At 70.2% G+C, this 13,688-nt stretch carries 13 protein-coding genes; 6 read left to right on the top strand and 7 right to left on the bottom strand.

From position 1 onward, the window contains the following. The first annotated feature begins 271 nt into the window (after positions 1-271). Together ACL03I_RS27250 and ACL03I_RS27255 are read left to right on the top strand one after the other, a co-directional pair. Positions 272-988 carry a response regulator transcription factor gene (locus ACL03I_RS27250; RefSeq protein WP_412807274.1) on the top strand — a complete coding sequence of 239 codons (717 nt, stop codon included), beginning with the start codon at positions 272-274 and terminating at the stop codon, positions 986-988. Continuing rightward, positions 985-2,526 carry a sensor histidine kinase gene (locus ACL03I_RS27255; protein WP_412807275.1) on the top strand — a complete coding sequence of 514 codons (1,542 nt, stop codon included), beginning with the start codon at positions 985-987 and terminating at the stop codon, positions 2,524-2,526. Before ACL03I_RS27250 ends, ACL03I_RS27255 begins: the two co-directional genes overlap by 4 nt. Positions 2,527-2,818: 292 nt before the next feature. Here ACL03I_RS27255 and ACL03I_RS27260 read toward each other — a convergent pair whose 3' ends face one another. From ACL03I_RS27260 to ACL03I_RS27270, 3 genes are all read right to left on the bottom strand, one after another. Beyond that, on the bottom strand, positions 2,819-3,619 hold the full coding sequence (locus ACL03I_RS27260) for a PIG-L deacetylase family protein (RefSeq protein ID WP_356960844.1): 801 nt from the start codon (positions 3,617-3,619) through the stop codon (positions 2,819-2,821). A 22-nt stretch (positions 3,620-3,641) separates the two neighbouring features. After that, positions 3,642-4,037 carry a hypothetical protein gene (locus tag ACL03I_RS27265; RefSeq protein ID WP_355079858.1) on the bottom strand — a complete coding sequence of 132 codons (396 nt, stop codon included), beginning with the start codon at positions 4,035-4,037 and terminating at the stop codon, positions 3,642-3,644. A gap of 79 nt (positions 4,038-4,116) precedes the next feature. Next, a complete protein-coding gene (locus ACL03I_RS27270; RefSeq protein ID WP_379253377.1) occupies positions 4,117-4,320 on the bottom strand; it encodes a hypothetical protein in 204 nt (67 codons plus the stop codon). Positions 4,321-4,599: 279 nt separating this feature from the next. Here ACL03I_RS27270 and galE point away from each other — a divergent pair, with 279 nt between their 5' ends. Next, positions 4,600-5,577, top strand: coding sequence for a UDP-glucose 4-epimerase GalE (galE, locus tag ACL03I_RS27275; protein ID WP_412807276.1), 978 nt, complete (start codon positions 4,600-4,602; stop codon positions 5,575-5,577). 459 nt (positions 5,578-6,036) lie between these two features. Beyond that, positions 6,037-6,510 carry a hypothetical protein gene (locus tag ACL03I_RS27280; RefSeq protein WP_364431426.1) on the top strand — a complete coding sequence of 158 codons (474 nt, stop codon included), beginning with the start codon at positions 6,037-6,039 and terminating at the stop codon, positions 6,508-6,510. 10 nt (positions 6,511-6,520) lie between these two features. Here the strand turns inward: ACL03I_RS27280 and ACL03I_RS27285 are convergent, their stop codons facing one another. Beyond that, positions 6,521-7,846 (bottom strand): cryptochrome/photolyase family protein, encoded by a 1,326-nt coding sequence (locus tag ACL03I_RS27285; protein WP_412807277.1) that lies wholly within the window; start codon positions 7,844-7,846, stop codon positions 6,521-6,523. Positions 7,847-8,003: 157 nt separating this feature from the next. After that, positions 8,004-8,627, bottom strand: coding sequence for a lipocalin family protein (locus ACL03I_RS27290; protein ID WP_412807278.1), 624 nt, complete (start codon positions 8,625-8,627; stop codon positions 8,004-8,006). Between the two features lie 239 nt (positions 8,628-8,866). Here ACL03I_RS27290 and ACL03I_RS27295 point away from each other — a divergent pair, with 239 nt between their 5' ends. Continuing rightward, positions 8,867-9,712, top strand: a complete 846-nt coding sequence (locus ACL03I_RS27295; protein ID WP_355079869.1) for a MerR family transcriptional regulator — start codon at positions 8,867-8,869, stop codon at positions 9,710-9,712. Positions 9,713-10,074: 362 nt separating this feature from the next. Here ACL03I_RS27295 and ACL03I_RS27300 read toward each other — a convergent pair whose 3' ends face one another. Then, a complete protein-coding gene (locus tag ACL03I_RS27300) occupies positions 10,075-11,424 on the bottom strand; it encodes a TIGR01777 family oxidoreductase (RefSeq protein WP_412807279.1) in 1,350 nt (449 codons plus the stop codon). 277 nt (positions 11,425-11,701) lie between these two features. Here ACL03I_RS27300 and ACL03I_RS27305 point away from each other — a divergent pair, with 277 nt between their 5' ends. After that, the gene (locus ACL03I_RS27305; RefSeq protein ID WP_412807280.1) at positions 11,702-12,508 is read left to right on the top strand and encodes a nuclear transport factor 2 family protein; all 807 of its coding nucleotides are present in this window, start codon (positions 11,702-11,704) and stop codon (positions 12,506-12,508) included. 89 nt (positions 12,509-12,597) lie between these two features. Here ACL03I_RS27305 and ACL03I_RS27310 read toward each other — a convergent pair whose 3' ends face one another. Then, complete coding sequence (locus tag ACL03I_RS27310) at positions 12,598-13,521, bottom strand: sterol desaturase family protein (protein ID WP_412807281.1); 924 nt, start codon at positions 13,519-13,521, stop codon at positions 12,598-12,600. Positions 13,522-13,688: the final 167 nt, after the last annotated feature.

Here is a 13,688-nt window from a genome sequence, read left to right on the forward strand (position 1 = left end):
AACCCAAACACCCTCACCAACAAACACCCCCCCACCCCCCCCACCCCCCCCCCCCCCCCCACCCCCCCCCCCCCCCCCCCCCCCCCCCCCCCCCCCCCGCCGCCCCCACCCACCCCCCCCCCCCCCCCCCCCCCCCCCCCCCCCCCGCGGGGGCCCCCCCCCCCCCCCCCCCGCCCCGATACTCCGTTCGCGTGTCCGCGCCCGCGTGGCTCCCAGGAAATACCCAGCTTGCTCGCAGGTCGCTCCGTGCCTGCGGCGCAATCATGGGATCATGACCGGCACCGAACCCGAAGCCCGCGTCCTCATCGTGGACGACGAACCGATGATCATCGAACTGCTCGCCGTGAGCCTGCGGTTCCAGGGCTTCGAGGTGGCCACCGCGCTCAGCGGAACCGAGGCGCTGGACCGCGTGCGCACCTTCCGGCCGGACGCGCTCGTCGTCGACGTGATGATGCCGGGCATGGACGGTTTCGGGATGCTGCGGCGACTGCGCGCCGACGGGGTCGACGCCCCCGTGCTCTTCCTGACCGCGCGTGACGACGTCGACGACAAGCTCACCGGCCTCACCCTCGGCGCGGACGACTACGTGACCAAGCCGTTCAGCCTGGAGGAGGTCATCGCCCGGCTCCGAGTCATCTTGCGCCGCAGCGGAATACAGTCCGTCCAGGAGAACGCCAGCCGGATGTCGGTCGGCGACCTCGTGCTCGACGACGACAGCCACGAGGTGTGGAAAGCGGGCGCGCCGGTGTCGCTGTCGCCGACCGAGTTCACCCTGCTGCGGTACTTCATGGTCAACGCGGGCAAGGTGCTGAGCAAGCCGAAGATCCTCGACCACGTCTGGCGCTACGACTTCGGCGGCGACGCGGGCGTGGTCGAGTCGTATGTGTCGTACCTGCGGCGCAAGATCGACACCACCGAACCGAAGCTGCTGCGCACGCTGCGTGGCGTGGGATACGTGCTGCGCGAACCGCAGGTGAGCCGGACGTGAGCGTACGGGAGAAACTCGCGCGGCGAGTGTCGGCGGTCCCGCTGCGGATAGGGCTGGTGATCGTGCTGCTGCTGTTGACCGCGGCGGCGTTGTTCGCGTCGGGCGCGGCGGTGACCTCGGCGCTGAGCCGATCGCTCACCCAGCGCACCGACGAGCAGCTCTACGACGCGGCACGGCAGTGGGCGGAGCCGCGTCCGATGCGCCAAGTGACGACCAGCGACGGTCGAGTGCAATGGCTTCCGGCCGATCTCCCGGCCCTGCCGGTACAGCCGAGATCGGCGGGCGAACAGCCGCGCCGGTTCTTCGAACTGCGTACCGGCGCCGACGGGCAGGTGTATCAGGACCTACCGGGCGCCAACAGCGCCGCGGGCAACCCGGATCTCAGCGGCGCGAAAGCCCACACCCCGCGGACGGTGGGTTCCGCGGACGGTTCCTCGGTGCGCTGGCGCGTACTGACCACCACCAACCAATACGGCTCGACCACCATCGGCCTGCCACTCACCGACAACCAGGAGACGGTATCGCGGCTGATCTTCTTCGAGATCGGCACGGGGGCGGCGGCACTGCTTGCCCTCGGCGCCGTCGGCTACCTGGTCATCCGGCGCAGCCTGCGGCCCTTGCGCGAGGTGGAGCAGACCGCGGCGGCGATCGCAGGCGGCGACCTGCACCGGCGGGTCCCGGTGCGCGGCGTCGACACCGAGGTCGACCATCTGGCGCGGTCGTTGAACGAGATGCTCGCGCAGATCCAGCACGGCGTGGCCGCCACCGAGGCCTCGGAGGAAGCGGCCCGCCGCTCGGAGACGCGGATGCGCCGCTTCGTCGCGGACGCCAGCCACGAACTGCGCACGCCGCTGACCACGATCCGCGGTTTCGCCGAGCTGTACCGTCAGGGCGCCAGCAGCGACGCGGGGATGGTGGTCGGCCGGATCGAGGCCGAGGCCGAGCGGATGGGTCTGCTGGTCGAAGATCTGCTGTTGCTGGCGCGACTGGATGAGAAACGCCCGCTGGAGCGCAAACCCGTCGACCTGCTCGCCCTCGCCGGCGACGCCGTGCACAACGCCAGGGCCATCGCAGCCCGCCAGAAACCCTCGCCCGAGGCGCCGGATCGCCCGATCACACTGGCACTCGGCGACGGCGAGGGAACCATGGACGTCATCGGCGACGAGGCCCGCCTGCGCCAGGTACTGGGCAACCTGCTCGGCAACGCGCTGACCCACACCCCGCGGGAAACGCCGATCACGGTGCGGCTCACGGCCGCCCCCGACCGTGTCCGGGTCGACGTGATCGACGCGGGCCCCGGCCTGTCTCCCGAGGCCGCCGCCCGGGTGTTCGAACGCTTCTACCGCGCGGACGCCTCACGCACTCGCACCAGCGGCGGCGCCGGCCTCGGCCTGTCCATCGTCCAAGCCCTGGTGACGGCCCATGGCGGACGCGTGTCGGTCGACAGCGAACCGGGACGCGGTGCGACCTTCACCGTGGTGATGCCGCGGGAACCCGCCGATACGCGCTCCACAGGTGAGCGGATGCCACCGCAGTAGGCCGCCGCGAAAGAGGCTTCCGCGCCGAACCTCACCGCTCACCTGACGCAACCGTCGAATACCGGTCGGCTTCCCGTCGACGCGCGGGCAACCACCGGCCGTGCTCTATCGGCATCGACGCCCCGGCTGGGAGCGCCCGGGTTCGGCGCGGTCCCGGCGACGCTCGTCCGGATCGAGTCGGCACAGCCCGCGCCTCACGACCCGCGCCGAAATGAATGCTGCTTGCGTCGAGAAATCTCGTCGGCGCAATCGCGCAAGTAACGCGGTGGGTCGCGCACCCGAGGGCACACCGTCAGCGGGACGCGGGCCGGAAGATGTCGTCGAGCGGAGTTCCCGAGGTGGAGGTAGCGCCTTCTTCGGCGAACCACTCCCAGCGCATCACCCTGGCGAGCACCGGCGTCGGCATGCGAAGTAGCACCTTCGCGATGGCCGCGAAGCGGCTGGAGCCCTCGATGATCGACCGGTGGGCGGCCAGAGCCCTCTTGCGGCGGGCGGCTTGGGCGGAGACGTCGATCCGGTGGGTGATCGCCGAACGCGGACTGTAGAACGAGTCGAGCACCGATAAGTCGTAGTGGAAAGGAAGTCCCAGCCGCGTCAGCGCACGCACGAGCCGTGCGTAACCATCGCGGGGCAGGGTGGCGTCCAGAACGCGCGCCACTCCGGCGAATTCGGCCGCGCGTTTGCCCACTTCGTGCACGCGGATGTGGTCGCGGTGGCCGTACCCTCCGTTGCGGTCGTAGCTGAGCAGGATCTCCGCGTTCTCCTCGCGCAGGATCGCGGCCAGCCGACGCGCCGCGTCCTCGGGGTCCGCGCGGGCGAATCGCATCCGGTCCGGCGGGTCTGCGTACAGCACCGGGCCGTGCCCGCTGTCGGCGTAGCCGAGGTGCGCTACGCGGTGCACGCCGAGGGCGGCGGCGCTCGCCTCCAACTCACCGAGCCGCAGCGCCTTCCGGCCGTCGAGATCGGCCATATGGCCGTCGGTGGCCACCACGATGACGGTCCGGTGCCCGGCGGCGGACAGCCCGGCCAGCGTCCCGCCGGTCAGCAGCGTCTCGTCGTCGGGGTGCGCGTGGAATGCCACAACGGTCGCCATCGCACCAGTGTGCCAAAGACATTCACAGCAGATCCCTGGCCAGTCTGGTCGCGCCGACGAGCATGTACCCGCCGGTCAGGGCGACCAGCGCGACCGCGGTCGGCCGGGGGATGTCGCCACGCAGGACGCGCACCCCGCCGTGTGTCGTGTCGAGGATGTCCACCAGCAACGCCAGGCGCTGCCAGCGCGGCAGCTCCTCGGCGGGCGCGGTGAGATACCCGAGGCCGAGCGCGATCGCCCGCGCGCCGAAGATCCGGGTCATGTAGTCGAGTTCGGGCGTGGGCCGCACGCCGAGCGCCGTGGTCAGCGTCCGCGGGGCCACGAGCGCGGCCGAGCCCAGCGCGACCCGCCCGAGCGCCAAGCCGCGCAGCGCACCGGCCAGTGCGGAGCGGTTTCGCCGGCTGCTGTTCGTCACCATGCTCCGAGCCTCGCCCACAATGCCGATCAGGTCGATTACCAGCAAGGTAATCGACCTGATCGGCGGCGTGTCGAAGGACTCAGGGCAGCGGGACCCACTGGTTGAAGAACCAGAATCCGTGCGGGCTCGGCTGCGGGTCCTGGTGGTGCTGCTCGGGAACCGGGCCGCGGCCGTGGTCACGATCGTCGTGGCCAGGATCCGCGCTCGCGACGCCCGCGCCGACGCCGACCGCCGCCAGAGCGATGCCTCCGACGGCCGCGGCCTTCGCCACCTTGGACTTCAACGCCTTCATACTCGTTCTCCCTTGGTATCGGCCCGTGGGGCCATCGGCCGGACTTCGACCGCGAGAACGATCCTCGGCCCGGGATCTCGAGGGAGCCCGATACTGCGCTGGGAAATAGCTGGCAGCCGGATCGATATCTCCAGCGAATTCACAGCTTCGACAGCGTTCCCCGGCCGGGCTCGGACGCGATGATGGTTCGGAACCCGGACCCGGCCGTCGGCGCCCTCGTCACGGCCTACTCTGAGATCTTCCGCCAGCCACCCCCAGGAGAGGACATCCGTGAAGCTTCTCGTCACCGGCGGCGCCGGCTACATCGGCGGCGTCGTCGCGCATCAACTCGTCGACGCGGGCCATGAAGTGGTGATTATCGACGACCTGTCCACCGGCTTCCCGGCGAACCTTCCGCCGCGCGTGACGTTCCACGAGCTGTCGGTCCACCGCGTCGCCGATGTGCTCACCCCGGCGGCGGGCTTCGACGGCGTGCTGCACTTCGCCGCCAAGATCGAGGTCGCCGAATCGGTCGCGAATCCGGAGAAGTACTGGTGGAACAACATCGAAGGCTCGCTCGCCCTGTTGCGCGCCGTTCGCGCCGCGGGCACCCCGCGCCTGATCTTCTCCAGCACCGGGTCGATGTACACCGGCGACGGCAGCACACCCTTCGACGAAAGCGCCGAGGTGCGTCCGGCCAACCCGTACGCGGCGACCAAGGCGACGGTGGACCTGATGATCGCGGGCGAGTGCGGCGCGAGCGAACTCGGCGCGGCGTCGCTGCGCTACTTCAACGCCTCCGGCGCCGTCGTCGCCGGTGACACGCACCTGGGCGAGCGGCACGAGCCGGAGTCGCACCTGATCCCGATCCTGCTGCAAGCCGCTGCGGGACAACGCGATTCGTTCACCCTCTACGGCACCGACTACCCGACACCGGACGGCACCTGCATCCGCGACTATGTGCATGTGGCCGATCTGGCCGCCGCGCACCTGCTGGCGCTGGAGGCCATCCGTCCCGGCGAATACGAGGTGTACAACCTCGGCAACGGCAGCGGGTACTCCAACCGGCAGGTGCTCGACACGGTGCGCGAAGTCACCGGACGCGACTTCCCGGTCCACTACGGCCCGCGCAGGCCGGGTGACCCGGCCGTCTGCGTGGCCGCGAGCGGCAAAGCGGGGACCCGGCTCGGCTGGAAGCCACAGCGCCCCGACCTCGCCGACATCGTCTCCGACGCATGGGAGTTCCACCGGTCGGTGCACGGCGACTGATCGACCGGGAGAACGATCCAGCGAATCTCCGTGATTCCCGGGCAACCTTCGTCGGCGGGCCCGGGAAACACGAGTCGCTCAGAGGATGAGCAGGATCAGCGCCTTTTGCAAGGTGTCCACGATGCGGCCGATGGTGATCGCGATTTCGACGGTGCCCATGACAGGCCCCTTTCCTCGGACATGGCAAATCCTCGACACATCAATTCAAACGCGCGCGAACGGGATTCGCCAAGCTCGCGCGGGAACCCAGGTGGTCGAGGCGGCTTGATCCGCGTGTCCTCGCTCTTCGAATCATCTGTGTCGCGGCACCGGTCGCGACCGCGGGGCGGAACGTCGCCGCGCGCCAAACCTTTCGATCGACCGTCAGGAGCACCTGTGACATCGTCGCAACCGTTGGCCCGGAGACACTCGCACGACTGTTCTCGGCGGGCGGCGGATACGGTCGGGCGGGCCGCGGCGATGCTCGACATGCTCCCCGTCGTTCCCGACGCGGTACACGCTCGGCTCTCGGCACTCGCCGAGGACATCGCGTGCGAGCCGAACTGCGATCTCACCCGCGCTTTGCGCGATGTCGTGGTCCACCTCGCGGCGACAGCCGAGCTCGCCCACCGGCACCGCGTGACGGCGCTCGCGGACGAACTCGCCGAGATCATCGGCATCGTCGAGGAATGCGGCCGGAACACGGCCCGATCGTTCGCGGCACCGTGGGATCCGGTCGGGGCGGCGCGCTATCGCGCCGAGATCCTGCGGCTCGCGGGCGACGCCGACGACGCGTTCCGCCGCTTGTTCGCACGGTGGTACTTCGACATCGACGATCTGGCGGCGATCGCCGGGATGCGGGATGTCGGCGACGAACTGGAGAACGTGATCCGAGCCTTCGAGTCGGTCGCCGACGCCGTGCTCGTGCAGCCGCCGAACGAGCTGTCCGGGTGACTCGGCCCCACTACATCCCGACGACGTCGATGATCGGCGCCGGGTAGTCCGCCGTATCGACGTTTTCCCGCCACGGTCGGTGAATGCGCGCACCGGGTAGATGCGCCAGCTCCGGAATCCAGCGCCGGACGTACGCGCCGTCCGGGTCGTAGCGCTGCGCCTGGCGCAGCGGATTGAGCACCCGGTTGGGCCTGGTGTCGGTCCCCGTACCCGCGACCCATTGCCAATTGAGCTGGTTGTTCGCCAGATCGCCGTCCACCAGCCAGCGCAGGAAGTGCTCCGCTCCGACCCGCCAGTCGACCAGCAGCGACTTGGTCAGGAAGCTGGCAGTGATCAGGCGTGCCCGGTTGTGCATCCAGCCTTCCGCACGCAGCTGCCGCATGCCCGCGTCCACGACCGGGTGCCCCGTGCGCCCGTCCCGCCAGGCGTCGATCGCCTGCTGGTCGTCGCGCCAGCGGATCGAGCGGGGACGGTAGTCCGACCAGGCCGCGGACGGGCGGGCGGCCAGCAACTGGTGGTAGAAGTCGCGCCAAGCCAGTTGCCTGGCGAACGCGTGGCCGCCCTCGCTCGACATGTCGACCCGGTGCGCCAGTTCCACCGGCGACAAGCAGCCGAAATGGAGGTAGGGCGACAGCCGTGAGGTGGCGTCGGCGGCGAGGTCGTCGTTGTCGCGCGCGTAGTGTTCCACCGGCCCGGACAACCAGTCGCGCAGGATCTTCCGGCCCGTCGTCTCACCGCCCACCGTGAGCTGGGGCGACGTCGGGCCCGCGCACAGCTCGGCCGCGTCCGGCAGCGGCAGGCCGGACACCCGCGGCACCGTGAGGTTGCGCGGCTTGTTCAGCGGCTTGCGCTGTGGCGCGTCGGACCAGCGCCGGAAATACGGGCTGAAGACCGCGAAGTGGTCGCGCCCCGTGGCGGGCAACAGCGTCTCCGGATCGGCGGCGGTGACGGTGGCGGGATGCGTGTGCAGCAGGCAGTCGCGGCGGGAGAGAAGCTCGCGCAGCGCGCGTTCCCGCCTGCGGCTGTAGCCGCTGACGTCGGCGGCGACGTGCACGCTCGCGGCGCGCACCTGCGCCGCCACGCGATCGACCTCCGCGGCCACGTCACCGCGGCGCACGACCAGGCCGCCGCCGATGGCGCGCAGTTCGTCGTCCAACTCGGCGAGGGCGGCGGCGAGGAACCTGGCTCGGTTGGGCGCGGCGAAGCGGCCGGAGAGGATGGCGTCGTCGAGCACGAACAGCGGCACCACCTCGGCGCCCTCCCGGTGCGCGGCGGTCAGCACCGGATTGTCTCGCACCCGCAGGTCGCGGGTGAACAAAGCGATCGTGACGGTCACCGCGCACGCTCCCGGCATGCGGCGCGAATGGTCATTCTCGAGCCTCCTTCGGACGGTGCGGTTCGTGCTCGGCGCCCATGAGGGCCGCGCCGGGACGGCATCGGGCGGCTCAGCCATACCGCGCGACGCGACCCTCGCGAGCGCCGAACACGCCGGATCACCCCGCGCAGAGCGGGACGATGCGCGACTCACCGCCTGTCGTCGGTGAGGTCAGATACAGGCAGGTGTTCTGGCCCGCGGCGGTGATCGCCGCGCGGACCTGCTGCCACGCATCGGCCTCCAGCGACACCGCGCGAGCCAGGACGAATCCGGACGCCCGGCTCGGGTCGGTGACCACCGCCCACGAATAATCCGGGCCGAGCGCGGTGACGATGTAGTTGGTCGGCCCGTCCAAGGCGTCTTGGGTCGGCACGCTGGGGAAGCTGACGTGCAGTTGCGCCCCGGTCTCCCGATCGTTGACCACCGCGGTGCCGTTGATCTCGTTCTGCGTGTTCGCCCACGTGGTGCAGGTGTTGCGTACCGCGATATTGCCCTGCGGATCGAGCGCGTAGTTCGCTTGCGTGTCCCGCGCGCAGGCGAGGTTGAAGTACTGCGGGATGGCGGCGAGCTGACGCCACGTGCCCAGATACCGCTCCAGTTCGAGGCGCGGCACCGGCGCGGGCCCGGCGACCTGACCGGGCTCCCCGGAGGCGCCGACAGCCGCCAGCGCCGTGACGGACAGGGCCGACACCGCCGCGACGAGCAGGCGGGTGGACGTACGCAGCAGATTGCGACGGTGCACGCTAACTCCTCGGAAATCGGCGACGCGGTCCACACTAGCATAGAACGATGCATAATTGATGCAAACAGCTCTTCCCGGAGGATCGATGACACCGCGGACAGCGCCCCGGCTCACGGCGACAGCCCGTCGGCTCACGCGCGACCGCCCGGCCCGGGATCGAGGATGACGTGGCGCCGCCGCGCGGACCCGTCGACCGGCCGGGTGGAACGAATCCCGTCGGCGGCGGGCAGAATAGTGCGATGCCCGCCGGTCCCGTCCCCGTGTCCGACGCGGCCGGATACACGGTGCGCGCGGTCGCCGAACGCCTCGGTATCCCGACCGCGACGCTGCGCAGCTGGAACCGCCGCTACGACATCGGCCCGCCGCAGCACCGCCCTGGCAAGCACCGCCTGTACACCGAAGCCGACATCGCCATGCTCGAGCGGATGCTGACCCTGATCCGCGGGGGCGCGAGCCCGGCGGGCGCGGCCGCCGCGGTGCGCGGGCCAGCGCCCACCCTCGGGCGCCGCGAATCGTTGCTGGAGGCGGCCTTCGCGTTGGACACCACCGCGGTCTCCGATCGAATCGAAGCGCATGTCCGCGCGTTCGGCGTGGTGGACACCTGGGATCTGCTGTGCCGACCGGCTTTCGCCGACATCGTCGACCGTCAGCTCAGCGGTGAGGGCTGCATCGATGTGGAGCACTTGCTGTCCTGGTGCGTGATCTCAGTGCTGCACCGGACGAACCCGCCGTCGGCGCCCGTCGGCACGACGCCGGTGGTACTCGCCTGCACCAGCGGGGAAACGCATTCGCTTCCGCTGGAGGTGCTGCGCGCGGCCCTCGCCGAACGCGGCGTGGGGGCGCGGATGCTCGGCGCCGACGTGCCCGCCGCCGCGCTCGCCGACACCTTGGCCCGGTTCGAAAACCCCGCCGCCGTGCTGCTGTGGTCGCAGCAGGAGTCCACCGCGCTGACCTCCGCCGTACGCGCGTGCCTCGGCGCGGGGGCCCGAGTCCTGGTCGGCGGCCCCGGCTGGGAGGCGGTCTTCCTCCCCGACGGCGTGGAACGTGTCGACAGCCTGCTCGACGCCGCCGACCTGCTCGCCTGAGGCGTCGAGATACGCCGGAACGGAACACTCGCCGCGGATCGTTCTCCGGCGCAGATCATGTGGGACCCGATCGACGACTGACGGCACCGATCCTTCTCCCACTATCGATGCAAAATTGATGCGTGGCCGAGAGGCGTATCGCTGTCGCAGCGCCACAGTAGGAAGACGGGCGATGATCGAGCACACGCCACCGCCATCCCAGCTCTCGCCACCCGTCGGCAGCAATGCGCCGTAACACGATTCGGCCCTCGCCTACGCAACGTCTCGCGTCGACTGCGGCCACCGACCGGACGCGACTCGCCCATGAACGACATCCCGCCGGACCCAGAACCGCCTCAGGCGTCCCCTCGGTGTCGCCGAGGTCAGTCCGCGGACCTGCCGAGCAAGTGCCGCAGCGCCGGTTCCAGGGCCGAGGTACGGAACGGGTGACCGGCTTCGGTCAGTCGCGCGGGCACGACACGCTGGCTGGCCGAAGCCACTTCCCGGTTGCCTTCGCGCCCCAGTAGCAGAGCCGGACCGAACCCGGGTACCGGAAACAGTGCGGGCCGATGCAACACGCCTGCGAGGACCTTGGTGTACTCCGCGTTCCGAACAGGCTGCGGGGCAACCGCATTGACCGCGCCAGACAAGCCGGTGTCCCAGAGCGCCCGATGGTAGACGTCGATCAGGTCATCGATCCCGATCCACGACAGCCACTGTCGACCGTCACCGATGCGCCCGCCGAGCCCGGCCGTGAACAACGGGCGCAACAGCCGCAGCGTGCCGCCGCGCGGGGACTGCACGATTCCGGTGCGCACGCACACCACCCGCACCCCCGCCTCCGCGGCGGGCGCCGTCGCGGCCTCCCATCCTTCGACCACGTCGGCGAGAAAGCCCGCACCGCGCGCCGACTGCTCGGTCAGCGCCTCGTCGCCCCGGTCGGCGCCGTAGTAGCCGATCGCGGAAGCGCTCACGAACACCGGCACCGCCGCCCGGGCCGCCACTTCGGCGAGTGCGCGGGTCGGTCCGATCCGGCTGTCGGCGATGGCTCGCTTGTGTCCCTCGGTGAACCGGCCCGCGATGGAAGCACCGGCCAGATGCACCACCGCGTCCACGCCGGCGAGCAGATCCGACGCGGGATCGGCGGTGACCCACTGTCTTTCGTCCGCGGCGCGGGGTGGATGCCGGACCAGCCGCACCACGCGATGACCGCCGGCGGACAGGAACGCGGCCAGTGCCGAACCGACCGTGCCGGATGCTCCGGTCACCGCGACGGTATTCGACACGAACCCCGCCCCCGCCGCCCGCGCGTGGGCCGCGAGATCGTCGGCGAGCTGCCGGTGACGGTAGGCGAACATGGGGCGCAGCACCGCGGCGGGCACCAGCGCGTCCACCCGGTCCACCACCCGGGTGCGCGTCTCGTCGACGACCTCGAAATCGTGGGTGTGCCGCCACGGCAGCAGCCCGGCGGGCAGCGACCCGATTCCGTCGACGGTCACCGCGTCGACGAATCGGCGCGGCGGGTCGTACTCACGAGGATCGTGCCGGGCCACCCAGCGCAGTCCGCCGGGCAGTCCGAGCACCGCCCGCCCGTCGCAGAGCGAGTCCGATTCGGCGCGGGGCGACACCGGCTGCCAGGGCGGCGCCAGGCGGGTCATGGCGCCGGGGCGCGCGTGCCAGGCGAAAACCTCGGACCGGGGTAGATCGATGACGCTCGCGTACTCGATACCCATGACCCGACTGTAGCCCGAAATCGCCCAGACGCAGCGTTTCCGCATCGTTTTGGCCAAACTTCCCGAAAAACCGCAGGAAACTACCCGCGACAAATTGGTCCGATCCAATCCATCTGGCTCGATAGATTCGCGAGCGGCACAGGCCCCCGGTGGATCAGTCCATCGAGTTCCCCTGTCGCGCGGAGGCGACCGGCGCGGACGCACCGGAAAACGACGCCAAAACTAGAACTTGTTCTACCATGTGTCGAGTCCGGTTCACGTCGACGGAGGTTCTGCCATGCCGCTGGATCACTCGAGCGCAGCGCTGCTGACGGCCGTCGAGGCGTCGCCGCTCGCGGTCGCCGCGCACGACAAGTCCGCGTGGGTCGGCCTGTTCGCCCCGGACGCGGAGGTCAACGACCCGGTCGGCTCGCACCCGCACGTCGGCCGCGCGGCCATCGAACGCTTCTACGACACCTTCATCGGGCCGAACACCATCGCGTTCCGGGTCGACCGCGACCTGGTCCATCCGCCGACGGTGCTGCGCGACCTGACCATCGTCACCACGATGTCGACCGGCGCCACCGTCTCGGTCCCGATGCATCTGCGCTACCGGCTGGTGGAACAGGACGGCGTCTGGAAGATCGCCTACCTGGCCGCGCACTGGGAGTTGGCGGGCATGATCTGGCAGCTGTTGCGCACCGGGCTGCCCGGGCTCGCCGCCGCGTTGAAGCTCGGACCGCAGTTGATCGTCAACCAGGGCGTCGGTGGGGCGTTGGGCATGCTGCGGGCGCTCGGCGGCGTGGGCCGTCGCGGAAAGCGGGCTACCACAAGGCTTTTCGCCGCCGCGGCGAGCACCGACCTCAGCGCCGTGCGCGAGCTGCTCGGGCAGCGGGTCGACATCGAACTGCCCGCGGGCACACCGGTGTCGGTGGAGGAGTTCACGAATCGAGCGCGCAACATGCGCTGGAGCAAGGTGATCGCCGCCGGACGCACCGTCACGGCGAGTGTGCGGCTCGGCGCGATACCGGGAGTCGCGGTCGTGGAGTTCGCGACCGATGGCGACGGCATCACGAGTCTGCGGTTCTATCTCGATTCCGTCTGATCCGAATTCACGTCTCCGCCGGTCTCGAGCGGCACGAATACGCCGATAGCCGGACGGCTCGTGCCGCCCGGCTACCCGTCACCAGTCGATCAGGACGCGAGCCGCACGGCTGGGACGTGCTCCTCGGCGCGGACCGGCGGCTCGATCGAGGCAGGTGGTGCGGGGTGCTCGGTCCAGCCGGGCGGGCCGAAGACGTACCCGAGCCGCCCGCGCCAGGTGCTCGCGCCGCGCACGTCGCGGATCAGCGCCGCCAGTTCGTGGTAGTTGACCTTCAGCGGATTGTCGGTGCCGATGTTCTTGGTGAGGCCATAGCGGACCGGTTCGGACTCGGCGGCGAAGCTGCCGAACATGCGATCCCAGATGATGAGGATGCCGCCGTAATTCTTGTCGATGTAGGGCTTGTTCGACCCGTGGTGCACGCGGTGGTGCGACGGGGTGTTGAACAGGAACTCGATCGGGCGCGGCAGCGTCTCGACCCGCTGGGTGTGGATCGGGAACTGGTAGAGCAACCCGATGCCCTGCAACAGGAAGATCATCCAGGCCGGGAAGCCAAGCAGCGCGGCGGGCACCCACGCCAGTCCACGCAGGATGTTGGGGATCGGGTGCAGCCAGGAGAGACGCAGCGCGGTGGAGAGGTTGAAGTGCTCGCTGGAGTGGTGCACGTTGTGCGCGGTCCACATCAGCCGGACCCGGTGATCGGCGCGGTGCGCCCAGTAGTAGCAGAGATCCGTCACGATCAAGCCGAGCACCCAGACCCACCACGATCGCGGCGACAGGTGCAGCGGCGTGACCGCCGCGGCGACGACGACCGCCGAGAACGGCACCAGATGCTGCATCAGCGGCTTGACCAGCCTGCCCAGCGTGAACGTCGTCACGTTGGATGCGGTGTCGCTGGCCGATCCGCCGTTGCCGGATCGGTCGGGATCACGGCGGTAGGCGATCCACTCGACCAGCATGAGCGCCGCGAATGCTGGGATGGCGTAGGTCAGCAACTCGAACTCCACACGACCCATGGGTACTCCTTCTTCGTCTGCCGTCGATCCCCGACGCTACGGGCTCGGGCCTGGGAAGACATCGCGCCGACGAGGGACTTCGCGTCCCCCGCGCGGGGGACGCGGGCGCGTCCGCACCCGGGCAGAGTTGTCGTCCGTGCGGCGTCTTCGGACGGGGCCCGATCATT

Origin of the sequence: Nocardia sichangensis (genome assembly GCF_047200615.1) — a bacterium.
GTDB classification, from domain to species: domain Bacteria; phylum Actinomycetota; class Actinomycetes; order Mycobacteriales; family Mycobacteriaceae; genus Nocardia; species Nocardia sichangensis.

Bases quoted from the DNA above. Each gene is read 5' to 3' on its own strand.
- ACL03I_RS27300 (WP_412807279.1), bottom strand. From the start codon at position 11,424: ATGGGTATCGAGTACGCGAGCGTCATCGATCTACCCCGGTCCGAGGTT.
- ACL03I_RS27280 (WP_364431426.1), top strand. From the start codon at position 6,037: ATGCTCGACATGCTCCCCGTCGTTCCCGACGCGGTACACGCTCGGCTC.
- ACL03I_RS27305 (WP_412807280.1), top strand. From the start codon at position 11,702: ATGCCGCTGGATCACTCGAGCGCAGCGCTGCTGACGGCCGTCGAGGCG.
- ACL03I_RS27295 (WP_355079869.1), top strand. From the start codon at position 8,867: ATGCCCGCCGGTCCCGTCCCCGTGTCCGACGCGGCCGGATACACGGTG.
- ACL03I_RS27250 (WP_412807274.1), top strand. From the start codon at position 272: ATGACCGGCACCGAACCCGAAGCCCGCGTCCTCATCGTGGACGACGAA.
- ACL03I_RS27260 (WP_356960844.1), bottom strand. From the start codon at position 3,619: ATGGCGACCGTTGTGGCATTCCACGCGCACCCCGACGACGAGACGCTG.
- ACL03I_RS27310 (WP_412807281.1), bottom strand. From the start codon at position 13,521: ATGGGTCGTGTGGAGTTCGAGTTGCTGACCTACGCCATCCCAGCATTC.
- ACL03I_RS27265 (WP_355079858.1), bottom strand. From the start codon at position 4,037: ATGGTGACGAACAGCAGCCGGCGAAACCGCTCCGCACTGGCCGGTGCG.